General features: G+C 42.7%; 18 protein-coding genes. 15 read left to right on the forward strand and 3 right to left on the reverse strand.

What is annotated here, in order from left to right; all coding sequences use genetic code 11:
* The first annotated feature begins 74 nt into the window (after positions 1-74).
* The 7 genes from ACLJJ6_RS00495 to ACLJJ6_RS00525 all read left to right on the forward strand — a co-directional run bounded on the left by ACLJJ6_RS00495 (position 75) and on the right by ACLJJ6_RS00525 (position 9,357).
* On the forward strand, positions 75-1,439 hold the full coding sequence (locus tag ACLJJ6_RS00495; RefSeq protein ID WP_412989524.1) for a cytosine permease: 1,365 nt from the start codon (positions 75-77) through the stop codon (positions 1,437-1,439).
* Between the two features lie 2 nt (positions 1,440-1,441).
* Entirely contained in the window at positions 1,442-2,677 is a 1,236-nt protein-coding gene (gene codA / locus ACLJJ6_RS00500) for a cytosine deaminase (protein WP_412989525.1), read from the forward strand.
* A gap of 257 nt (positions 2,678-2,934) precedes the next feature.
* The gene (locus tag ACLJJ6_RS00505; protein ID WP_412989526.1) at positions 2,935-4,464 is read left to right on the forward strand and encodes an ABC transporter permease/substrate-binding protein; all 1,530 of its coding nucleotides are present in this window, start codon (positions 2,935-2,937) and stop codon (positions 4,462-4,464) included.
* Entirely contained in the window at positions 4,461-5,432 is a 972-nt protein-coding gene (locus ACLJJ6_RS00510; RefSeq protein ID WP_412989527.1) for an ABC transporter ATP-binding protein, read from the forward strand. Before ACLJJ6_RS00505 ends, ACLJJ6_RS00510 begins: the two co-directional genes overlap by 4 nt.
* A 34-nt stretch (positions 5,433-5,466) precedes the next feature.
* Positions 5,467-6,798, forward strand: a complete 1,332-nt coding sequence (locus tag ACLJJ6_RS00515) for a dihydrolipoyl dehydrogenase family protein (RefSeq protein WP_412989528.1) — start codon at positions 5,467-5,469, stop codon at positions 6,796-6,798.
* Between the two features lie 17 nt (positions 6,799-6,815).
* Positions 6,816-7,973 carry a cation:proton antiporter gene (locus ACLJJ6_RS00520; protein WP_412989529.1) on the forward strand — a complete coding sequence of 386 codons (1,158 nt, stop codon included), beginning with the start codon at positions 6,816-6,818 and terminating at the stop codon, positions 7,971-7,973.
* A 112-nt stretch (positions 7,974-8,085) separates the two neighbouring features.
* The gene (locus tag ACLJJ6_RS00525) at positions 8,086-9,357 is read left to right on the forward strand and encodes a KxYKxGKxW signal peptide domain-containing protein (protein WP_412989530.1); all 1,272 of its coding nucleotides are present in this window, start codon (positions 8,086-8,088) and stop codon (positions 9,355-9,357) included.
* Positions 9,358-9,501: 144 nt separating this feature from the next.
* On the opposite strand, the gene helD is transcribed toward ACLJJ6_RS00525, so the two are convergent.
* Complete coding sequence (gene helD / locus ACLJJ6_RS00530; protein WP_412989531.1) at positions 9,502-11,808, reverse strand: RNA polymerase recycling motor HelD; 2,307 nt, start codon at positions 11,806-11,808, stop codon at positions 9,502-9,504.
* Between the two features lie 380 nt (positions 11,809-12,188).
* Between helD and trpS the strand changes: the two genes are divergently transcribed.
* From trpS to ACLJJ6_RS00555, 5 genes are all read left to right on the forward strand, one after another.
* Positions 12,189-13,208: a tryptophan--tRNA ligase gene (gene trpS, locus ACLJJ6_RS00535; protein WP_412989532.1), complete on the forward strand. Its 1,020-nt coding sequence runs from the start codon at positions 12,189-12,191 to the stop codon at positions 13,206-13,208.
* A gap of 288 nt (positions 13,209-13,496) precedes the next feature.
* Complete coding sequence (locus ACLJJ6_RS00540) at positions 13,497-14,420, forward strand: exopolyphosphatase (RefSeq protein WP_412989533.1); 924 nt, start codon at positions 13,497-13,499, stop codon at positions 14,418-14,420.
* 107 nt (positions 14,421-14,527) lie between these two features.
* On the forward strand, positions 14,528-15,805 hold the full coding sequence (locus tag ACLJJ6_RS00545; RefSeq protein WP_412989534.1) for a hydroxymethylglutaryl-CoA reductase, degradative: 1,278 nt from the start codon (positions 14,528-14,530) through the stop codon (positions 15,803-15,805).
* Complete coding sequence (locus ACLJJ6_RS00550) at positions 15,783-16,739, forward strand: IpaB/EvcA family protein (RefSeq protein WP_412989535.1); 957 nt, start codon at positions 15,783-15,785, stop codon at positions 16,737-16,739. Before ACLJJ6_RS00545 ends, ACLJJ6_RS00550 begins: the two co-directional genes overlap by 23 nt.
* A gap of 101 nt (positions 16,740-16,840) precedes the next feature.
* Positions 16,841-17,164 (forward strand): hypothetical protein, encoded by a 324-nt coding sequence (locus tag ACLJJ6_RS00555; RefSeq protein ID WP_412989536.1) that lies wholly within the window; start codon positions 16,841-16,843, stop codon positions 17,162-17,164.
* 69 nt (positions 17,165-17,233) lie between these two features.
* Here ACLJJ6_RS00555 and ACLJJ6_RS00560 read toward each other — a convergent pair whose 3' ends face one another.
* On the reverse strand, positions 17,234-18,109 hold the full coding sequence (locus ACLJJ6_RS00560; protein ID WP_412989537.1) for a LysR family transcriptional regulator: 876 nt from the start codon (positions 18,107-18,109) through the stop codon (positions 17,234-17,236).
* A 225-nt stretch (positions 18,110-18,334) separates the two neighbouring features.
* Between ACLJJ6_RS00560 and ACLJJ6_RS00565 the strand changes: the two genes are divergently transcribed.
* The gene (locus tag ACLJJ6_RS00565) at positions 18,335-19,576 is read left to right on the forward strand and encodes an ISL3 family transposase (protein WP_412988180.1); all 1,242 of its coding nucleotides are present in this window, start codon (positions 18,335-18,337) and stop codon (positions 19,574-19,576) included.
* 99 nt (positions 19,577-19,675) lie between these two features.
* Here the strand turns inward: ACLJJ6_RS00565 and ACLJJ6_RS00570 are convergent, their stop codons facing one another.
* On the reverse strand, positions 19,676-19,864 hold the full coding sequence (locus ACLJJ6_RS00570) for a PspC domain-containing protein (protein WP_412989538.1): 189 nt from the start codon (positions 19,862-19,864) through the stop codon (positions 19,676-19,678).
* 222 nt (positions 19,865-20,086) lie between these two features.
* Between ACLJJ6_RS00570 and ACLJJ6_RS00575 the strand changes: the two genes are divergently transcribed.
* A complete protein-coding gene (locus tag ACLJJ6_RS00575) occupies positions 20,087-21,730 on the forward strand; it encodes a malolactic enzyme (protein WP_412989539.1) in 1,644 nt (547 codons plus the stop codon).
* 18 nt (positions 21,731-21,748) lie between these two features.
* The gene (locus tag ACLJJ6_RS00580; protein ID WP_412989540.1) at positions 21,749-22,714 is read left to right on the forward strand and encodes an AEC family transporter; all 966 of its coding nucleotides are present in this window, start codon (positions 21,749-21,751) and stop codon (positions 22,712-22,714) included.
* The last annotated feature ends 44 nt before the right edge of the window (positions 22,715-22,758 follow it).

The raw sequence follows: 22,758 nt of genomic DNA on the forward strand, positions 1-22,758 counted from the left end.
AAAGGGCTCGATTTTTTTCTTGAAGAGTGTATAATCAATAAAAATGTGTAAAAATTCTAAGGAGGAAATTTTTCATGGATACCAAAGATCGATACACTGTAGACATTGTACCAGCAGCACACCGGCACATGTCTTATTGGGATATGTTTGCGACTTGGGTTGGGGCGAACGCTAATAACGGGACCTGGTTTGTAGGGGGCATCATTGCTGCTTGCGGATTCTGGGGTGGCGTCAAAGCACTGATCATTGCGTCTAGTATCTCATACATATTTTTAGCTTTAGTTGGTTACATGGGCTACAAAACTGGTGCGACAACCATGGCTATTTCACGTGCTTCGTTTGGCATTCGTGGCAGCATTGTCCCGTCACTGGTGAACGTGACTCAATTTGTGGGTTGGACGGCAGTAAACACGTTTATTGCGGCTACCTCCATGTCTTATCTTTTACATTCGTTATTAGGGTGGCCAGTTTATGGGCAACCAGGCGGTAATAAAGGCCTCATTTTTGGAATTGTCGTAATGAGTGTATTACACCTAATAAGTATCTCTGCTGGGCAGCGATCGATTCAAATTATTGAACGAATAGGAATCATTCTTGTGATTATTTTCGTTCTTTGGGAATCGGTCGTTGTTTTTCGTGATGTTTCCTTTTCACAAATTGTTGACTGGCAAGTTCCTGCCCATCAAAAAATGCCGTTTGGCACAGCCATTGACACACTAGCAGCCTTTAATCTTGCTTGGGTTACAGCCGGGGCCGATTTCACCCGCTTCACTAACCATAAACATACTGCAATTACAGCCCCATTTTTTGGAGCCGATATTGGGGTTTTCTGGTTTGCCTTCATTGGATTAGTTGCCACAATCAGCATTGCCGTGACATCTGGGATTTACGATGCCAACAATTCAGACCCGAGCACGATTGCGAATCGCCTTGGTTTGGGTTCAATTGCAATGATCGTTATTGTTTTAACCAGTATGACGGCTAATGCAGTTAATCTACAAGCTGCCGGATCCGCAGTTAACAATATGTTTCCCAAAATCAGTTTAAAAAAGGCTCTTTGGATAGTTACTATTTTGGCAACCTTTGTAACTTTTATTCCCGTATTTGTCGGCAGTTTTCTGGATACATTTACCGCTTTCTTGGATTACGTTGGTATGGTTTTGGGTCCAATCGTCAGCATTATGTGTGTGGATTTTTATTTGGTGCGTCACCGTAACTATCAAGTGCGAGAACTGGCGCAGAAAAATGGTCATTATTGGTATCAAGGTGGAATTCACTGGTTAGCCTTTGGACTCTGGCTGGCTGGCGTTCTGATATATCTGCTTTTACGTCAGATTACTTGGGTTGAAAATTACTTTGGTGCAACGTTTATTGATATGATCCTCATTGGGACGATTTATTATGGTGTGATGAAAGTCAGTTTAAAAAAGGAGCGTTAATCATGTTAATTAAAAATGTGTATATTGAAAATAGTTTAAAAAAACAGGACATTCGGATTACGGACGGTAAATTTACAGAAATTGGGACGAATTTGAAAGTTGCGCCACAAGAAAAAATAATTGCTGCCGACGGAAAGTTACTTTTGCCGCCATTCGTTGATTCCCATGTCCATTTGGACGCAACTTTAACGGCGGGAGATCCGGAATGGAACCAAACTGGTACTTTGTTCGACGGTATTCGGATTTGGGCAGAGCGTAAAAAGACGTTATCCAAAAAAGATGTCAAAACGCGGGCTAAAGCAACGCTAAGAAACCAAATCAAAAACGGCATTCAGGTCGTCAGAAGCCATGTGGATACGACAGATCCGCGCATGACTGCCCTGGAAGCCTTACTAGAAGTGAAAGAAGAGATGAAAAACGAAGTTGAACTACAGCTGGTTGCTTTTCCCCAAGAAGGTGTGCTTTCTTATCCTAAAGGTAAAGAACTTTTGGAGACTGCGGTTAAAGAAGGAGCCGATGTGATTGGTGGTATTCCACATTATGAATTCACGCGTGATTACGGTGTGGCTTCCTTGAAATACATTGCACAATTGGCAGAAAAGTATGACCGCTTAATTGACGTTCACTGTGATGAAATTGATGATCCCAATTCAAGAAATCTGGAAGTTCTCGCTGATCTTGCCTATGAAACGGGGCTTAGCGATCGTGTCACGGCAAGTCACACAACCGCAATGGGATCCTACAATAATGCCTATTGCTATAAGCTTTTCCGGTTGCTGAAGCTGGCAAAAATTAATATGGTGGCTAACCCTTTGGTCAATATTCACTTGGGCGGACGGTTTGACTCTTATCCTAAACGGCGGGGTATTACCAGAATTAAGGAGCTGACCGAAGCTGGAATTAATGTTTCTTTTGGTGAGGACGATATTAAGGACCCCTGGTATCCAATGGGAAATGGGAACATGCTGGATGCAGTTCACATGGGAATTCATGCGGAGCAATTGATGGGCTATCAGAGTATTCAGGATTCCTATCAATTTGTGACGACGAATGCAGCCAAAACATTGCATATTACGGATCATTACGGCATTGAAGTTGGGAAACCGGCAAATTGTATTATTATGAATAATAATAACTTTTACAATGCTTTGAATGAAAGATCAGAAGTTTTGTATGCTATCCGGCAGGGAAAAGTTTTGGTTGAAACCAGGCCTAAAGAAGTGCATTTGAACTTTTAACCCCGATAAATTCATTCAAATGACAAATATCAGATTTTTTCTGTGGCTCCTAGCCGGCTAAGTGCATGATTTAATGAGCGCATAGTGAGCTATTTAAGATTCATCATGGGAGTAACGATTGACGATCGTATACAAGAGCGCAACTGGAGCACGTTTCCAGTTGTGTCTTTTTGTAATCAAAAAAGTTATGAGTATATCGCATGGTGATTTGCGATTTCTGTGAGAGAATGGAAGCATAAAATTATTTGGAGGGTATTATGACAACATTATGGAATACCTTTTTAGATCAACGAATGGAGCTACTAAAGGCGTTGTGGGAGCACCTGCAAATTTCGCTGACGGCGCTTTTGATTGCGATTGTCATTGCCATCCCGTTAGCTATTTGGGCGACTCATCACAAAAATGTGGCTGAAGTTTTGCTACAAATCACAAGTGTTCTGCAGACAATTCCCTCACTAGCCTTATTGGGGTTGCTAATTCCATTGGTAGGGATTGGCAGTGTGCCCGCAATTATTGCACTGGTTATTTATGCCTTACTGCCAATTTTTCAAAATACATATGTGGGGATTGATGAAATTGATCCTTCACTGGAAGAGGCGGCGGATGCTTTTGGGATGTCCCGCATGCGGAAACTATTTAAAGTAGAAATTCCGATTGCATTACCAGTCATTATTTCTGGTATTCGGACTGCTCTGGTCTTGATTATCGGCACGGCGACTTTGGCAGCCTTGATTGGTGCCGGTGGGCTGGGAAATTTTATTTTACTTGGAATTGATCAAAATGATACTTCGCTTATCATTATCGGGGCGGTTACTTCCGCACTATTGGCGATTATTTTAAGTGCGTTGATTAAGTTTTTACAAACTGCACGGCTAAGAACTGTTATTTTGACGGTGGGCGTCATTGTCCTTGGTTTTGCTGGTGTCAGTGGCTACCAAGCCGTTTCGCAACCTAAACAAAACATTATTATTGCGGGTAAGTTAGGCTCGGAACCAGATATTTTGATTCACATGTATAAAGATTTAATTGAGCAGGATGATAAAAGTGTCACGATTACGTTGAAACCCAATTTCGGCACAACCAGTTTTTTGTTTAACGCTTTAAAAAGTCAGAGTATTGACATTTATCCCGAATTCACAGGAACCGTGCTGGAAAGCCTCGTTAAAAAGTCAGGAAACACTGCCAATTTGAGTGCGCATGAAACTTATATAAAAGCGCGTGATGCGTTAAAGAAACAGGATAATTTAGCGTATTTAAAACCAATGGCTTATCAAAACACATTTGCGGTTGTGGTGAAGCGTTCGTTTGCCAAAAAGTATAATCTAAAAACAATTAGTGATTTAAAGCCGATCGAAAATGAATTAAACGCGGGGATGACGCTTGAATTTATCAATCGTACCGATGGCTTAAAAGGGATCAAGCAAAAATATGGGCTTGATTTCAAAGTACGGTCCATGCAGGCGAGCTTACGCTATGAGGCACTCAAGCGCGGTAACATTAATTTAGGGGACGCTTATTCTACGGATAGCCAGCTCAAGCAACTTGATTTGGTCATGTTAAAAGATACCAAGCATGTTTTTCCACCTTATCAAGGTGCTCCTGTAATGTCAGAAAAACTGGCCGCGAGTCATCCTAAGATTGTGCGGGCCCTCAATAAATTGGCGGGTAAAATTTCTGATGAGGATATGCAAAAGATGAATTATGAAGTGAACGTTCAGAAAAAATCGGCGGCTAAAGTAGCCCGTCAGTATTTAGTTTCTCACGGATTGTTGAGGGATGCCAAATGACAAAAAATACACAACCAATTATTGAATTTAAGAATGTTCAAAAAAAGTTTGGTGACAATCTCGCCATTCATGACTTGAATTTAGCCATTCAACCAGGTGAACTGTTTGTGCTGGTGGGAACGTCAGGAAGTGGGAAAACGACCACACTGAAAATGATCAATCAGTTAATTACGCAAACAGATGGCGATATCTTGTTTAACGGAAAAAAGCTCAAAGAATTCAATCCGCAAAGTTTACGACTGGACATTGGCTATGTTTTACAGCAAATTGCGTTATTTCCGACGATGACGGTTGCTCAAAACATCAGTGTCATTCCGGATATGAAAAAGATTCCTAAAAAACAGACCGCACAAATTATTGATGACTTGCTGGCACAGGTGGGAATGGATCCCGAGAAGTACCGTAACCGCATGCCTAACGAATTATCAGGCGGTGAACAGCAACGCATCGGCATTGTCCGTGCGTTAGCTGCCAAGCCGCCGGTTGTTTTGTTCGATGAGCCATTTAGTGCCCTTGATCCCATTGTGCGCACGCAACTTCAGGATCTTGTTTTAGATTTACACCATCGGATGCATAATACGATCGTGTTTGTCACTCATGATATGGACGAAGCTCTCAAACTGGGGGATCGAATTGGGGTGATGAGCCATGGCGAACTCTTACAAGTTGACACGCCCGAAAATATTGCCCAGCATCCTGTAAATGAATTTGTGGAAAGTTTCTTTGCGGGAACGGTTGCCAAAAACGTGTTTGAGACGCCGCTTACCAAACTGGTCCGAACAGGTTATATTCAAGGAAACGTTTCTGTAACTGACCCAATACCGGCAGTTGCAGATACTGAGAACTTGGACACAGCGTTTCATCTGCTTAGTCAAACCGAACGGTTAACCGTGACCCATGCCAAACAGCCGATTGGCTATCTAACACGGCAACAAGTGATGCGTTATTTAAGTGAAGTTAAGCGTTAAAAGGAACATAAAAATTGAGTTGGAGGGAAGAGTAATGAATAAATATGATGTTGTGATTATTGGTGCCGGTCCTGGTGGTGGGGCCCTTGCTTATGATTTAAAGGCTCAAAATTTAAAGGTTGCTGTCGTGGAAGAAAACCTATGGGGCGGAACTTGTCCCAATCGTGGGTGTGATCCTAAAAAAGTAATTCTGTCTGCCGTTGACGCTCGGCGACAAGCGCAACAATTGGTCGGTAACGGATTACGGGATGCACCGCTAATTGATTGGTCGGCCTTGATCAAGTTTGAAAAGACCTTCACGCAGCCGGTTTCTAAAAACACCAAGGACGGGCTAAAGCAAGCGGGCATTGCGGTGATTGAGGGTTCCGTGAAGTTTGTGGATGCGCACACAATCCTTGCTGATGACGAGACTGTTACGGCGGATAAGTTCGTGATTGCAACGGGTGCCCGGCCAAGTCGCTTGGATATTGACGGTAAAGAACATTTCAAAACGAGTACTGATTTTCTCAAGATGCCGGTAATGCCCAAAACCGTGACGTTTGTGGGTGGCGGCTACATTGCCTTTGAATTTGCCGCGATGGCAAGTGCGGCGGGGGCACAGGTTCATATTGTTCATCATAACGATCGGCCGCTTAAAGCCTTTGGTCAAGATGATGTTAATCGCCTAGTCCAACAACTGGAGCATCTTGGGGTTCAATTTCACTTTGGTGTCGACTTGAGCCGAATTGAAAAAAATGATGCCGGGTACGAGCTGCTTAGTGCGCAGGGCTTTTCTTTACAAACAGATCAGGTCTTTTGTACCGCAGGGCGCCAGCCGAATGCGGACGCCCTTGATTTAGAAAAAGCGGGCGTGAAATTTTCTAAAAAGGGCATTCAAGTCGACGATCATCTTCAAACCACTGCAGCTAATATTTATGCTTTGGGTGATGTGGTAGCTAAATCACAGCCTAAACTCACACCCGTTTCGGGTTTTGAAGCGCAGTATCTCGCTGGTGTCTTTTCAGGAAATACGGATACAATTGTCTATCCGGCAATTCCAACTGTTGTGTATGGCACACCGCGTTTAGCTCAGGTCGGCTTAAACTTGGATCAGGCACAGCAAAAAACAGACCAATATGAAATTCAAGATGTTGATGTGGCACAGTGGTTTACGTATCGCCGCTTGAATGAACCGTTAGCACATGCTACAGTAATAACATCGAAAAAAACGGGTGCTGTGGTAGGAGCCGGTTTGATGAGTAATGAAGCAGATGATTTAATTAATTATTTTGCAATGGCTATTAATCGTCAGTTAACTTCAGAAAGTCTAAGACAAACAATTTTTGCTTATCCCACAGCTGCCAGTGATTTAACATATTTAATGTAATTAACGGAGGTAGTTAAATGGGATTTATCGGGACGCTTTGTATGGTATTGTTTGCAACTTTATTTGTTGGTCACTATTGTCAGCGAATGGACGTCCCAGGGGTTATTGGGCAGCTTTTAGTCGGCGTTATTTTAGGACCGGCTATTTTAAACTGGATTCAACTTAATAATCTAATTCAAGTCTTTGCAGATCTCGGGGTCATCATTCTGATGTTTATCGCGGGTTTAGAAAGCAACATTCAGTTATTAAAAAAATATTTACGGCCAGCCCTAATTGTGGCGACGATCGGGGTCATTTTTCCACTCGTCTTTATGGGCTTTTCAGGGTTGCTCTTTCATTTCAGCAAACTGGAATGCTTCTTGTTGGGCGTTGTTTTTTCGGCAACGTCGGTTAGCATTTCTGTCGAAGTTTTAAAAGAATTCCATGCCTTGGATTCTAAGGAAGGAGCCACCATTCTTGGCGCGGCAGTGGCTGATGACATCATCGGTGTGATCCTGTTAAGTCTTATGGTGAGCATGATGGGTGATGCAAGCGGCAACGAAAATATCTTATGGGTCATTTTGAAGCAGGTCTTTTATTTTGTGGGGGTTTATCTATTAATTCGGTGGATTGCACCATACTTGATGCGTACAGCGGATCACTTATTTATGACCTCTAGTCGGACAATTATGTCGATGATTATTTGTTTGGCGATGGCCTGGTTAGCAGAACTGGTTGGCTTAAGTGGTGCGGTGGGGGCCTTTTTTGCTGGTATCGCAGTTGCACTGACGCCCGCCCACAAAGAAATTGGGGCAAGTGTTGAGCCGATCGGCTACGCAATTTTTATCCCCATGTTCTTTGTAAGTGTCGGTTTGAATATGAATTTTTCACATTTATGGCAGTCTTTAGGCTTCGTCATTCTGATGACTATTTTAGGAGTCGGCACGAAATTAGTTGGGTGCGGACTGGGTGCCAAACTTTCAGGGTTCGATTTTTCAAGTAACTATGTGATTGGTGCTGGGATGATTTCCAGAGGTGAAATGGCGTTGATTACAGCCCAGATTGGATTTTCAGCGCATCTAATTGATGCCACACATTATTCAGATGTGATTTTGGTAATTATTGTGGTAACGATTATTGCACCATTTATTTTGAAACATGCGATTGTTCGTCAACGTAAATTGGCGGAAGCTTAAAAATGGTATAAAAGGGCATAATTTTAATTTGCGATATGTTCAAATTGAGAAAATTGTCGTATAATTAACTTAAGAGTTTCTTAAATTATGTAAGTTTGGAGGTTATTGAAATATGGAAAATCGGAATAAAAACACACAAGCTTCAAAAGTCCACTTTAAAATGTATAAAGTACATAAACAGTGGTTGTACGCGGGCCTCGTTTTGGTGGGGGTAAATGCCGCAGTTGCATTTAACGAAACCCCAGCCGTGCACGCGGACACAAATGACACGACTCAGGCTACAAGCAGTAGCAAAAGTAAAACAAGTAGTTATGCATATGCGAGTTCGTATGCCACAAGCAGTACGACAACTTCGGCAAGAAGTACCAGTCAGACAAGCAGTGTGGCAAGTAGTGCGGCGGTTAGTTCGAATACGAGTGCAAGCAGTTCTGCAGCCAGTGCAAGCAGCGACACAAGCAGTGCGGCCAGCAGTTCAAGCGAGGCCAAAACTTCTGCAGCTTCAAGTGCCGAAGTGAGTTCTTCAGCAGTTAGTGCTACAACGGCAACGAGTTCGGTTAGCAACTCAGAAGCAAGTAGTTGGACACCAAGCCTGAGTACAAGTGTGAGTTCGGCAGCAGCGACCAGTTCAACAGCTGCAAGCAGTAGTGTTGTCGTTTTGAGTAGTGCAGCCAGCAGTGCCAGCACTTCTTCGGCAAGCTCCAGCAGCTCAGAAGTTGCTAGTGTGGCTTCCTCGGCAGCAAGCTCTGCTAATACTGGCTCATCTGCAGATCTTAAAGCCGATCAGACAAGCAGTGAAGTGACTTCAGTTTCAGCAGCCAGTTCTTCTGCAAGTAGCAGCTCCGTTTCATCGGTTGCCAAGGTTACAAAGGTTGCCAGTGACGCGAGCACTTCTTCGGCAAGTTCTGCCTCTGTAAGTAGTGAAGCAAAGACAACTGCTACGGTCACGACGCAAACGACGACGTCACAATCAAAAGTGGCCGAAGCAGCCACAGTAACTGCTACAATTTCTAAGGTTGTGACACAGGCGACACAGGCTTTGCAACAAGGCACAACCACACAACATCAACGGGTTGACCGCTCGCCGTACTTAACAAATTTAAGTAAATTTGTGGGCACTAGTGCCGCAACTAAGGTTGAAATAGGGGATTTGAACGATAAGTATCAACAAGCAGCAATCCCTGTGACTCAGTATCAAGAAACATCACGTGCCATTAGTAATGCGCAAAGCGAAGCCGCACAAACAACGGAACGGGCGTCTGGAAACAGTGATAAAGAAGATAATTCTTCATCTGAAATGATGATTCAAACTGCCGATTTTGCGGTCAGTGCGCAAAGTAATTTAGGCGGTTCTACTTACGTGATGCACGGTCATAAACAAAAGTAGGCCATCGGGATACTAATATAGTATATCGTAAAAGGAAAAACCAAAAGAGCTTCAAGGAAATGGTGTGTCTGTCACGCATTAGACCAAAATCTAATGTGGTTGGGACACTTCAAATTACCTTGAAGCTCTTTTTTGGTTTAGCTATTATTCAATTTTTACCAGATGGTGTTCATCAGCAACCGCTGCGTGAATTAACGGTGAAGCGGCACCAATACTTAAAAGGGTTAATTGATGCATCGCGCGGGAAGCCATCGTGTATAAGATTCCAGTGGACTGCTCATCAGGATAGTTCGTAGCAGAAATATTGTAAGCAATGACGGCATCGAATTCTAAACCCTTTGCCAAATATATTGGTAGAATCAAAACGCCTTTTGGTAATGCCAAATCTGTATCGGAGAGTAAGGTTGCACCAGTTTCACGGCGAATTTCCTTATAAATTCGCTGGCTTTCCGCCATGTTGCGCGTGAGGATTGCGACGGTTCCATAATTTTGAAGTTGCTTTTGACAACAAGACTTCAGAACTTGAATAGCAGCCTGAAATGTATCACGAACAATCACGGTTGGTAAACTGCCGGTTCGATTGAAAGCTTGAATCCGTTCGCCGTCAGGAAGGAGTTTTTTGGCTAAGCTCATAATTGGATAGGTTGATCGATAACTGCGGTTTAGGGTAATCAGATTTGCTTTTCTAACCGCGAAGGCATCCTTAAGGCGCTCCAGTAAACTTTGCGGAGATTCAACATTTTTGAAGAGCGCCTGTTCACTGTCGCCGAGAAGCGTGAATTTGGCATTTGGAAACGCATGTTTAAAGTAAACCATTTGTGCTAAGGAGTAATCCTGCATTTCATCCACAAAAATGTATTGAATTTGTCGATTTTGGCCGCTTCCAGTGAGTAAATCGCGCATTAAGAGAAGGGGAGCCGCATCAAACAGCCGCAGACGGTGGTATTCAACGGCTTGCTGAAAAGTAAATTGATTCTCTTCCCAAGTGGTGGCCGTTAAATCTGCTGGTATAGCAACTTGTTTGAGAAATTGTCCGTACTGGCGGTAGACATCAATAAAGTAGTTATTGTACAAAGCGTCATAGATTACGCGAAAATGTTTAGCTGCTAGCTTGCGGCCTAAGTAATGAATTTCATCGTCGTAACTTTCAAAGGCACGCAGGCGTCTCTTGCCAATCAAATCGTTGTAGGCTTCGTTACTGAGATGGTCAATTTGTTCATGCACCCAGTCGGCATCTGCCTCTTGATTAATGCGCCGTTTGAGTCGTTTGATCAAGGTGTTCTTAGTTTTTAAAAACCGGTCAGCAGGCGCCATGGTTGTGGGTAAGGCGGCATAAATTTGATGAATCTCCTCCGCTGAAAAGAAAATACGATCTTCAAAACGAACGTTGGCAAATTGAATTTCCTCCGCCTTTAAATTGTGGACGTAGGTTTCGATAGCAGTCATCAGTTGCGGACTTTCCATAAACCGAATAAGCCGCTGCTGAGTTGCCGAATTATGGGAAGCTTTCTCATAGCGGTCAAAGTTGGATTCAACGTTTAAGCCTTGAAACCGTTGGGACAGAAAATCGGCCAGGGTGATTTGTCGCATATTGCGTTCTCCCAAACTGGGAAGGACGTCAGAGATATAACGACTGTACAGGCGATTAGGTGAAAACAGCACTATTTCGTCTACGTTTAAGGATTGCCGGCTGTGATAAAGCAGAAACGCAATACGCTGTAAAATTGCAGAGGTTTTACCGCTACCAGCAACGCCTTGAACAACTAGTAAATCACTGGTCGTGTCGCGAATAATGTCGTTTTGTTCTTTTTGGATGGTAGCCACAATATTAGCCATGTAGGTGTCATTTTGCTGGCCAAGAACTTCTTGTAGAATTTCATCGCCCACGGTTTCGTTGGTATCAAAGACATTCGTAATTTGACCGTGTTGAATTGAAAATTGACGTTTTTTTACCAGTTCAGTTTCCATCATGCCGGATGGCGTTTGATAGGCGACTTTTCCTAAAGTGCCGTTGTAGTAAATGCTGGAAATAGGCGCACGCCAGTCATAAATCAAGAAGTTTTCGTGTTCGTCTGCAAACGATGCGGTGCCAATGTAGAGCGGTTCAGCTTCTGATTCACCTGGATCTTGAATATCGATTCGACCAAAATAAGGAGAGTCTTGGAGTTGTTTGTAGGTTGCTACTTGCCGTTTTAAAATCGTCTCATTCTCGACAGCCCTGGCAACTAACCCTTTTTGCTGTTGAACTTCGGCGTTTGTTTCAATTCGGTCATCCGCTTCAAAAGTATTGATTTTAGCGTTTTGTGAGTAGTTGTTTTCGACCGAACGGGTTTCAGAATGGGCTTGTTCGTATAGTTCTTTAGTGTGAGCGGCTTGAGTTTTAATTTTTTTAATCACGTGATCAACCCGGGTTTGTTCACGTTTAATTTCATTCGGATCCACGGTACTCAATAGTCAGACTCCTTTATAGGAAACATTTTTAACGTGACGATATTCTAGGCTGTTTACGGGGGAAAGTCAAGAAGCCTGCCTTTGATCAGCGCCATTGAATTTTGCTTGCTTGCCAGATTAAAGACAGGTACAATGAGGATATTAAGTTCGGTGATGAAATAAAGTAGTTTTTCAAATTAGAGAGGAATCGCAGGCTGAAAGATTTCACGAAAAACGAATTGGGTTTCGGAGAACGACAAACGGGGCACCGGTAGCTGCAATGAGTGGCAGAATGATTCTGCAAAGTAGGTGGCACCACGGTGAAATCGTCCTATTACTAATATTGATTAGTGATAGGACTTTTTTTATTTCCGTAATTAAAATATAAAGGAGACTTTCAATTGACAAAAAAACATGTGATTTTAACGGGTGATCGGCCCACTGGCAAGCTCCATATTGGGCATTACGTGGGTTCCTTAAAGAACCGCGTGGAATTGCAAAATACGGGAGATTACGATACCTACATCATGATTGCTGATATGCAGGCCTTAACCGACAACGCGCGTGATCCGGAAAAGATTCGCAACAGTTTGATTCAAGTCGCCCTCGATTATTTGGCAGTCGGTATTGATCCGCAAAAGTCTACTATTTTAGTGCAATCACAAATTCCGGCGCTGAGTGCCTTAACGGAAACCTACTTGAATTTGGTGACCGTTTCACGATTAGAACGCAATCCAACGGTTAAAACAGAAATCAAGCAAAAAAAGTTTGGGGAAAGTGTCCCGGCCGGTTTCTTCATTTATCCGGTTAGTCAAGCGGCGGATATTACGGCGTTTAAAGCGGACACAGTTCCTGTGGGGGATGATCAAGAGCCGATGCTTGAACAAACACGTGAAATTGTGCGCAGTTTTAACAGTGTTTATGGCCAACAGATTTTGGTTGAACCCGAAGGCTATTTCCCGCCTAAGGGTTTGGGACGTATTCCAGGTCTAGATGGTAATGCGAAGATGAGTAAGTCACTTAACAATGCGATTTATCTTTCGGATGATGCCGACACTATTCAGAAAAAAGTGATGTCGATGTACACCGATCCGCAACATATTAAGGTTTCCGATCCTGGTCACGTTGAAGGAAATACCGTCTTTACTTATTTGGATATTTTTGATGAAGACAAGGCCAAAGTGGCTGAACTTAAAACACAGTATCAAGCTGGTGGACTAGGCGATGTTAAAATTAAACGTTATTTAAATGACGTTTTACAGGCAGTCTTACAGCCCATTCGTGAGCGACGGGCTCAGTATGAACAAGACATTCCCGGTGTTTACCAGATTTTGAAGCAGGGTAGCCAAAAAGCCAATCAGGTAGCCGACCAAACGCTCCACGAAGTTCGGGATGCCATGGGGATTAACTACTTTAAGTAAGACAAGTTTAAGGAGATGCGGTTGGGTAGCGCGTTGCTACTTGGGGAGTAGGCGCTATAAATTAATGAAAACACGTCACTGGTCTGTTGGGAAGTCTTTCCAAACGGCACCAGTAACGTGTTTTTAATTTTAAAACCTAATTCCAACACGACGATGAGTCGGAAGAAAATAGGGTTAGTATTAGTTGTTGCAAGTAAGTGGCTGTAATCGGAACGATGCGTATTTTTAGCGCGAAACTATGGTAGAATATAATCAATAAAATTTTCGAGAAAAATTGAGGTGGCAGAAATGGAAAACTTGGTAATTGTGGATTTGGGATCTAATTCAGTCCGAATGGCGATTAACGAAATTCATGATGACGGGACTTTCCGTGAAGTTCGCCGGATTAAAGAAGACTCGCGTATTTCCGAAGGGATGGGAAGCAATCATATTCTGCAGCCAGTGGCAATGGAACGCACACTAGCTGCATTAAAACGGTTCAAGCGGATCTATGAGTCCTATCCTAACCGAACGGTGCGCGGGATTACCACGGCGGCTGTCCGTGTGGCACGTAATCAAACCGAGTTCTTGGAACAGGTGCAACGCGAGATTGGTATCCAATTGGATGTTTTGTCGGGCAATGATGAAGCCTACTATGATTATTTGGGTGTGATGAATTCTCTAGAAATTAAGGACTGCTTAATTTTAGATACCGGTGGGGCCAGCTGTGAGCTGATTCATGTGAAGAACGGCAAACCACGCAATTTGATCAGTGTCCCATTCGGTGCGGTCAGTTTGTCAGAACGGTTTCACCTGAACAATGTGGTGCGGGCAGATCGTTTGTTTGCTGCCCAGACTTTTGTGAATAAACAATTTCGCGATATTTGGTGGATTATGGATGCGGTGCAACTGCCCATTGTGCTCCTCGGGGGCGCCAACCGGACACTTGCGCGAATGAATCGGCAACGCCAAGGTTTGTTAAGGGTGGATAACATCCATGGCTACCGGCTGAAAACCGAAGTGGTCAATAAGACTTTTCGGGCGTTGTTGTCCCGAAATTTGACAAACCGAAAGAAAATGCCCGGTTTAGAAACGCAGCGTGCCGATATTATTATTGGAGGAATTTTACCCTTAGTGATGCTGTTGCAACTCTTAGATGCGGATCGGGTTATCTTCTCAGAAAGTGGTGTTCGTGAAGGGATTATCTCCGAATATGTGCAACATCAAAAGTAACAGTCGCGATAGTGACTAAGAACAGGCGCAGGACAAGTTAGGTTGCTTTTTGAGATGAAATGCTGGTAGAAATTACCCAGCTTTTTTAATTTAGGAGACTTTAAGGCATGGATTTGAAACATTTTTATAAACAAGATTATGCACATCGGCTGGCCGTTTTAAAAGAAAAAACGCAACTAACAACGACTGAATTACAGCTCATTAAGGCCCAGCAAGGTTCTAAAGGCAGTACAGTAATTGAGAATTATCTAACGGACTATCCAGTGCCCGAAGGAATCGCCGTGAATTTTAAGATTAACGGACAGGAACGGATCGTACCGATGGTAACAGAGGAGCCCTCAGTCATTGCTGCGGCTAGTAACGGGGCAAAATTGACCCGCACAAACGGCATTCAGGCGACCACAACGGGCCGCTTGATGATGGGCCAGGTTTTAATGGCTCAGGTTACGGCTCCGCAAGAATTAAGTGCACAGTTAGCCGACCATGAAGCCCAAATTTTGGCGGTGGCGAATGCCGCGCATCCTTCAATTGTCAAACGCGGTGGTGGTGCGAAGGAAATTCGGGTTCGACAACTTGAGAAGCAGTTCGTTTCTTTGGACGTTTTTATTGATACGCGAGAGGCCATGGGCGCTAACATGATCAATTCAATGTTAGAAGCCGTTGCCCATTATGTGGAGACTACCTGGCAACAAACTAGTCTGATGGCTATTTTGAGTAATTTGGCCGATCGCAGCTTAGCTAGTGCAACGTGTCAGATTCCGGTGGCACAGCTGGCGTCCCAAACCATTACGGGAGAAGAACTAGCAAAAAAAATTGTGCTTGCGAGTCAAGCGGCTCAGGTCGATCCTTATCGAGCGACAACCCATAACAAGGGAATCATGAATGGAATTGATGCAGTTGTGATGGCAACGGGCAATGATTGGCGCGGAATTGAAAGTGCTGCCCATGCCTTTGCGGCTAGCAGCGGACAATACCGAGGATTAAGTACTTGGGAGTTAAAAGGTGGACTGCTAATCGGCAAACTAACCTTGCCGTTACCGGTAGGGTTCGTGGGTGGTTCGATTAAGTTAAACGCCATGGCACAGCTCAATCAACATCTGCTTCAAGTACAAGACGCTCTTGAGTTAGAAGAGGTAATCGTTAGTGTTGGCCTTGCACAAAACCTAGCGGCACTCAAAGCTTTAGTTTCGGAAGGAATTCAACGGGGACACATGCGGTTGCAGGCCAAATCGTTACTTCTCAATGTGGGGGCACACGAATCTGAACTGACTGCTGCTCAGGCCGAATTAAGCCGTGCAGAGCGGGTGGATGAAGCCACAGCCAAGCGCATTTTAAACAAACTGCGAAATGAAAGGAATTCAAATGGCGAACATAAAATTAAGTGATGAAGTACAAGCCTTGTTAACGCAACTTAAAGCGGCAAGTAAAAATGAAATAAGTTTGGATATTGGTGAGGAAAAAGCCGGTTTTGTCCGTTATGATCAGTCTTATCAAACCCGTGATCAAAAGCGATTGGTTATTCACGTCAAAGATGTCACGGCATTGGACTATACCCTGTCACACGAACTGTTGCATGCCTTGATGGATACTCAAGGCTTTCCGACCATCCAATTTAATTTAACAAGCGGTCACAAAGACTTCGATGAACAGCTGATGTTAATGACGACGGCTTTGTATGATACGGCGACGCATCTCTATATTTATGACTGGCAAAGACAGCACGGCCTGCTCACTGCCGACGTCGAAGCTGCTTATTTGAAGGGAGTTATTAAGACAATTACACCCGAAGCAAACAGTCAACCGGACACCATGATGCACTTACGATTAATGACGGTTTTAGACGCGTTAGTCTTTTTTGGCGCTCGCTTTACTGAAGTTGAAGCGCAGTTTAAACGAGATTATCCATTGACTTTGGCTGGTGCAAAACAGATCTATGCGCAACTGACAGAAAAGAAAACGAACTCGCCATTTACATTACGCCGAACAGTCGTAAAGCTGTTTGCGGCGTTTGATCGCCAATTAAAGGATTGGGGGTTGGCAACGGTGGGTGGAAATGAATTTGTGACCCTTAGCAGCGTATTTAGTCAACGCCAGTTGCGTTTAGAGATTCGTCAGCTTTTTCAGATTACCCATTCGGACGTTCAAGATCTTAAAACACACCAGCGCGCATACGTGGGATTGGGAATCACGGACCATCAAAATGCATTTGTGTTACCTTCGCCGCCTAAAGCTGAGCAGGATACCTACTTTAAAGAATTGTATAGTCTGTCGGTGGCAGATTTTTATCATCAGTTTGGTTTGGCCTACACAATTCGTTAAACGAGTTTCAATCAGTTTACCTTAACTTCAAATTGGCATAAACTAGAGATAACAAATGGATGCCGATAAGCGAGGATTTATTAGTGAAGGAGATTTGAGCCATGAAGCGTCAGGAGATTTTTCGGCAGTTAGTAAAATTGAAAAATCGCATGCGGGGGTTAATGCGCCTGCAAATGTTTTTGGATCTGGTGATGATTTACGCTTTTGTGCGAACGGTTTTAAGTGGTGATACGGTTAACCTGTTCGGGACAGCGTTGACACAGGATAGTGCGATGATTGTCACGTTTTTAATTGCCGTTATTGATTTGTGCTTTACACAGATTCGTAAGAACTATCGTAAAGTCGGACGGAGCTTAATTGGCCACTTAGGCGGTCAACTGTCTGAAGATGAAATTCTAGTTATCAGACAATTTGAAAGATATTAGTGAAAAATACTATTAAAAAAAGTTTCGAGATTTTCTCGAAACTTTTTTTGTGTTTGCTTCGCTTTAAAACTAGTTCAATTGCAAGCAGATATCGACCACTCTTTGCTGAACGGGGGAAAAAATGTGGTTGGTTCGATAAGCAAGACTCATGTAAAAACTCGGCTGTGGCTCATCTAGCAGTTCTAAGGAGACGACGTCGGGATTAGTAATCGCGGATTCAGCTAAAAAGCTGATGCCAATGTTGTTGGCGATCATGCCTTGAATGACTTGCGGATCATCACTTTTATAAATGATTTGCGGGCGGAAATGATTGGCATGACTAAGTTGCTTCAAAGCTTCCGAATGCACAAAACTGCTGCCAAACGTAATAAAATTAAAGTCCTTGAGATCGCGAAAATAAACTTGCCTTTCGTGAGCAAGTGGATGGTCTTTGCTGACGATAATGTTAAACTTAGTTTGTGCAAAGGTTTGGCTGAATAACCGCGCGGAGTCAAAAGGCTGCACAGAACCAACTAAGGCCAGGTCAAGGGTACCGTTTAAAAGCAGCTTTAATAGCTCAGCGGATCCCTTTTCAACCGGGATGATCTGCCGGAGCAACTTCTGCTTGGCTAGGGCAGCTGCAATTTGGGGGAAATAGGTCTGGCTAATCACGGGTGGTAGTCCCAAAACGATCTTACCGGTGTTGATGTTACGAATTTCATTTTGGGCGACCCGGACCTGATCCAAGATCACATCTGTGTGTTCGGCGAGCTGTTGACCACTAAGTGTGGTTGTTAGCCGATGTTCACTGGCATCACGAATGAAAAGCTGGGTTTCAAATTCAGTTTCAAGGCGCTTAATGGCCGTGCTAATTGTGGGTTGGCTGACCTGAAAGCGAGTTGCCACACGCGAAAAATTATGTTCTTCAATCATGGCTTGGAAATATTCAAAATCTTTAATGTTCATAAATGGCGTCACCTGAGTAAAATTAAATTTTTAATAAAAATGAATAGCTAACTACGATTGCATGGTCAACACGCATGCATAACATAGCTAGCTATTTTAGTGGGTCTACACTTTCTGGTATTGGTGAATAACTGATACCAGTTTTTATTTTGAAAAAAAAAAGGACATTTGCCCTCTTTGTGTTACGATTTAATCGCCAAATAAAATCGAAAAGAGGAAAAACAAATGTCCCTAACTAATTCTATCCTAAGCCTATTCGAAATAACAGACCCTAATTTAACTGTAACTGAGATTACTAAGGAACATTATCCCAATGGGCAACACGTTCATGTCGTTCACGCTATCCTTTCCTATCAACTTTTAAAATGTCCTCATTGTGGCCATAAATCTCTAATCAAAAATGGAACTCACATTGGCCATCTAAGATTGGGAACCTTATCAGGTGGACGTTATGAGATGCAGCTAAAACGACAAAGATATCAATGTAAACGGTGTTTAAAAACCTGTGGTGCTCAAACTAACCTCGTTAAACGTAATGAAACTTTTACGCATAATGTGAAACATCAAGTAATTGTTCTGGCTCGGGATATGCTGACCAGTAAAGAAATCGCTAAGATTTGTGGGATTTCACCAAGTAGTGTTCAACGCATTTTAAATGCGAATATTCACTTAGCTTATCGTGTTAAAACACTCCCCCAAAATCTTTGTTTTGATGAATTCCGTTCCTGTAATCATCTAATGTCCTTTAACTGTTGCGATGCCGTTAGTCATCGCCGCATTGTGATTCTTAAGGATCGCCTTAGTAAGGATATCATTGATTACTTTGAAGCTCGCTATTCAGTTCAAGAACGTATGAAAGTTCAAACAATCACCGTTGATATGAATGCTGAGTATGCTGGCTTTATTCATCGGTTATTTCCTAAGGCAATAACCATCATTGACCGTTTCCACATTATTCAACTTGCCGGTCGGGCACTGGATAACGAACGTACACGTGTGATCCATACTTTTCAAGATAAGCATTCCCGAGTTTATCGCATTCTAAAATCGCAATGGCGTTTGTTCCATTTGGCAGAAGAAAAGGTCAATGATACTAAACTTATCTATTTACACGGTATCAACGAATACATGACCCAACAGAACGCCATTGACCTAGCCTTAGATGAATTTCCAGAATTTAAAACTGTGTATCAAACCTATCAAGGAATTCTAACAGCCATTCAACAAAAAGATGCGGTTGGATTTAAAACCTTGATTGCCAACTACAAGGCGGCTGGCAACCAAATGGATATTACTATCTCAACTTTAATAAAGAATGGTCCTGCTGTTCTCAATAGTTGTCGTTATCCGTATTCCAACGGTCCTATTGAAGGACTAAATCGTAAAATTAAGGTGTTAAAGCGTAGCTGTTTTGGTTTTCAAAATATTCATAACTTTTTCATTCGTATCAGTTTAATTTATGCGTAAACAAAAAAAGCACATTCACCGAAGTGAACATGCTTTTCAAAAATCTCCACCAATACAATTTGACAGAGACCCATTTTAGTCAGTGGAGATAAAAGCATGTTAGGCATTTTTCTCGGGCATGACCCAAGCTGCCACAAAATACAAGATGATGCAGGGGATGAATCCGGGAATTGCAATAGCTGCATAAATAACCCGCAGCAATGTTTTATCGATGCCCAAGTATTCTGCAAAACCGCCAATAACGCCGGAAATCATCTTATCTGATGATTTGGTGAGTTTTTTATTCATGATAACGCCCTCCCTATTTATCCTATTTTGTTCTACTTTTATTATAACTTTTTGGACTATTAAAACCTATCGAAATGCCCTGAAAAACTAAACTCCCTATTAAGCCTATTATATCAGCTTCTTTCAGAAATGTTATTAATGTTTTTAATACTTTCTTAAAGATTTGACTATAGTTTTGGGCGCCATGTAAACTAGCACCCGTAAATACGAAAAGAAAACCAATTGGAGGTTAATCAAATGACAAAAAGTCCAGTAGAAATTTTAAATGATCCTTTCTTAAATAAAGGCACTGCATTCACACAAAAAGAACGTGAATCACTTGGCCTGGTAGGATTGTTACCACCGTATGTTCAAAGTTTAGACGAACAGGCTGCGCAAACTTATGCCCAATTTCAAACCAAGAGTAGTGATTTAGAAAAGCGGATTTTCTTAATGGAAATCTTTAATGAAAACCGAGTTTTGTTCTATAAGTTATTTAGTCAACACGTCGTTGAGTTCATGCCAATTGTCTATGATCCAACGATTGCGGATACAATTGAAAACTACAGCGAATTATTTATTCAATCACAAAATGCAGCTTTTCTTTCGATTGATGATCCGGATAGCATGAAGACCACTTTAAAGAATGCAGCTGATGGCCGCGACATTCGCTTGATTGTTGTTACTGACGCCGAAGGAATTTTAGGAATCGGCGATTGGGGAACCAATGGTGTTGATATTTCAGTCGGCAAATTAATGGTGTACACGGCAGCTGCTGGGATCGATCCTAGCCAAGTTATGCCGGTTGTGCTAGATGTCGGTACAAACAACCAAGCCTTGCTGAAAGACGCAATGTATTTAGGTAATCGTCACGAACGTGTAACTGGGGATCGTTACTATAAATTTGTTGATCAGTTTGTGCAAACTGCAGAAGAACTTTTCCCTAAACTTTACTTGCACTTTGAAGACTTTGGCCGTGATAATGCTGCTAATATTTTGAACAAGTATAAAGACCAAATCACCACATTCAACGATGATATTCAAGGAACGGGGATTATTGTTTTAGCTGGTATCTTGGGTGCGTTAAATGTTTCCAAGCAAAAAATGACGGATCAAGTCTATATGTCATTTGGTGCCGGAACAGCCGGTGCGGGCATTACAAAACGAATTTATGATGAATTCTTGCAACAAGGGTTATCTGAAGAAGAAGCTAAAAAACACTTCTACATGGTTGATAAGCAGGGGTTATTGTTCGATGACGACCCAACGTTGACACCAGAACAAAAACCTTTCGCCCGTTCACGTTCAGAATTTGCCAATGCTGATGAATTAACGAACCTAGAAGCAGCTGTGAAGGCCGTTCACCCAACAATCTTGGTTGGAACCTCTACACAACCAGGAACTTTCACAGAAGCAATTGTGAAGGAAATGGCCGCTCATACGAAGCGCCCCGTGATTTTCCCATTATCCAACCCAACCAAATTGGCTGAAGCTAAGGCAGAAGACTTGATTAAATGGACGGATGGAAAAGCGCTGGTAGCAACTGGAATTCCTGCTGCTGACGTCACATATAACGGCGTTACTTATCAAATCGGTCAGGCTAACAATGCGTTAGTTTATCCCGGTTTGGGGCTGGGTGTCATTGCCTCAACAGCCAAGGTTTTGAATGACGAAATGATTTCAAAAGCTGCGCATTCATTGGGTGGAATTGTTGATGGCGACAAACCAGGAGCCGCTGTTTTACCACCAGTTTCCAAATTGGATCAATTCTCATACACTGTGGCCAAAGCCGTAGCGCAAAGTGCGGTTGATCAAAACTTAAATAAAGAAACCATTTCAGATGTGGATCAAGCGATTAAAGCAATGAAATGGGAACCAAAATACTAATCGGGAAGAAGGTTTATCATGGCTTTTATAACTTCTGTTGAAAGCATTGTTACAATTTTACTCATGATGGCCCTAGGTTATTTACTCCGCCGCATCGGCTGGTTTGATGATAACTTTAGCGGTAGCATCTCAAAATTAATTATGAACGTTGCCTTACCGGCCTCCATTTTTGTCTCCGTCATGAAATATCTGACGCTGCATAAATTAATTAGCCTTTCTAGCGGCTTAATTTATTCATTCGGTGGTGTCATTATTGGCTACATCGTGGCATGGTTGGCGGTCAAAGTTCTGCGAGTTCGTCCGGGACGACGCGGTATTTTTATGAATACCGTTGTCAATGCCAATACCATCTTCATTGGCTTACCATTGAATATTGCGCTGTTCGGCTCAGTTAGTTTACCGTACTTCTTGGTTTACTACGTGACAAACACCGTTTCAACGTGGGCATTTGGGGTTTTCTTGATCTCAAACGATGACCCGACAAAGAAAAAGGGTGAAAAAGCTTCCGGAAACTTTAACTGGAAAAAGCTTTTGCCACCACCATTGCTGGGCTTCTTAGTTGCTTTGGTTTGGTTGGTTTTAAATCTGCCAGTACCAGAATGGGCAAACAACACCTTGACCTATGTAGGAAATCTGGTAACGCCACTATCCTTGATTTATATTGGGATTGTTTTGGCAGACGCTGGTTTAAAGAGTATCAAGTTTGATAAAGATACCATTTTTGCTTTGCTGGGTCGCTTCGTCATGTCACCAATCGTGATTACCTTACTGATCATGTGGGGAGCAAGTCTTGGCCACGCAATTCCAACGATGGAAATGCAAACTTTGATTGTTCAGGCAGCTGCACCAGGGTTAGCCGTAATGCCAATTTTGGCTAACGAATCACATGGCGATGTGGAATACGCGACTAACTTAGTTACCACAAGTACGATTCTCTTTATCGTCGTTGTGCCGATTGTCATGAGCTTAATTCAATATGTCTAAACTTAAAAATTAACTCAAAATACCCGTCAAAAGTTGGACGATTC

It is taken from the genome of Pediococcus siamensis (assembly GCF_047220215.1).
Taxonomy (GTDB): domain Bacteria; phylum Bacillota; class Bacilli; order Lactobacillales; family Lactobacillaceae; genus Pediococcus; species Pediococcus siamensis.

What these genes read in the sequence shown, in the direction of transcription:
- codA (WP_412989525.1), top strand. Translation starts at nt 1,442, where the DNA reads ATGTTAATTAAAAATGTGTATATTGAAAATAGTTTAAAAAAACAGGAC.
- ACLJJ6_RS00560 (WP_412989537.1), bottom strand. Translation starts at nt 18,109, where the DNA reads ATGAACATTAAAGATTTTGAATATTTCCAAGCCATGATTGAAGAACAT.
- ACLJJ6_RS00505 (WP_412989526.1), top strand. Translation starts at nt 2,935, where the DNA reads ATGACAACATTATGGAATACCTTTTTAGATCAACGAATGGAGCTACTA.
- ACLJJ6_RS00525 (WP_412989530.1), top strand. Translation starts at nt 8,086, where the DNA reads ATGGAAAATCGGAATAAAAACACACAAGCTTCAAAAGTCCACTTTAAA.
- ACLJJ6_RS00540 (WP_412989533.1), top strand. Translation starts at nt 13,497, where the DNA reads ATGGAAAACTTGGTAATTGTGGATTTGGGATCTAATTCAGTCCGAATG.
- ACLJJ6_RS00515 (WP_412989528.1), top strand. Translation starts at nt 5,467, where the DNA reads ATGAATAAATATGATGTTGTGATTATTGGTGCCGGTCCTGGTGGTGGG.
- ACLJJ6_RS00570 (WP_412989538.1), bottom strand. Translation starts at nt 19,864, where the DNA reads ATGAATAAAAAACTCACCAAATCATCAGATAAGATGATTTCCGGCGTT.
- ACLJJ6_RS00580 (WP_412989540.1), top strand. Translation starts at nt 21,749, where the DNA reads ATGGCTTTTATAACTTCTGTTGAAAGCATTGTTACAATTTTACTCATG.
- ACLJJ6_RS00565 (WP_412988180.1), top strand. Translation starts at nt 18,335, where the DNA reads ATGTCCCTAACTAATTCTATCCTAAGCCTATTCGAAATAACAGACCCT.
- ACLJJ6_RS00495 (WP_412989524.1), top strand. Translation starts at nt 75, where the DNA reads ATGGATACCAAAGATCGATACACTGTAGACATTGTACCAGCAGCACAC.
- ACLJJ6_RS00555 (WP_412989536.1), top strand. Translation starts at nt 16,841, where the DNA reads ATGAAGCGTCAGGAGATTTTTCGGCAGTTAGTAAAATTGAAAAATCGC.
- ACLJJ6_RS00520 (WP_412989529.1), top strand. Translation starts at nt 6,816, where the DNA reads ATGGGATTTATCGGGACGCTTTGTATGGTATTGTTTGCAACTTTATTT.
- ACLJJ6_RS00550 (WP_412989535.1), top strand. Translation starts at nt 15,783, where the DNA reads ATGGCGAACATAAAATTAAGTGATGAAGTACAAGCCTTGTTAACGCAA.
- ACLJJ6_RS00510 (WP_412989527.1), top strand. Translation starts at nt 4,461, where the DNA reads ATGACAAAAAATACACAACCAATTATTGAATTTAAGAATGTTCAAAAA.
- ACLJJ6_RS00545 (WP_412989534.1), top strand. Translation starts at nt 14,528, where the DNA reads ATGGATTTGAAACATTTTTATAAACAAGATTATGCACATCGGCTGGCC.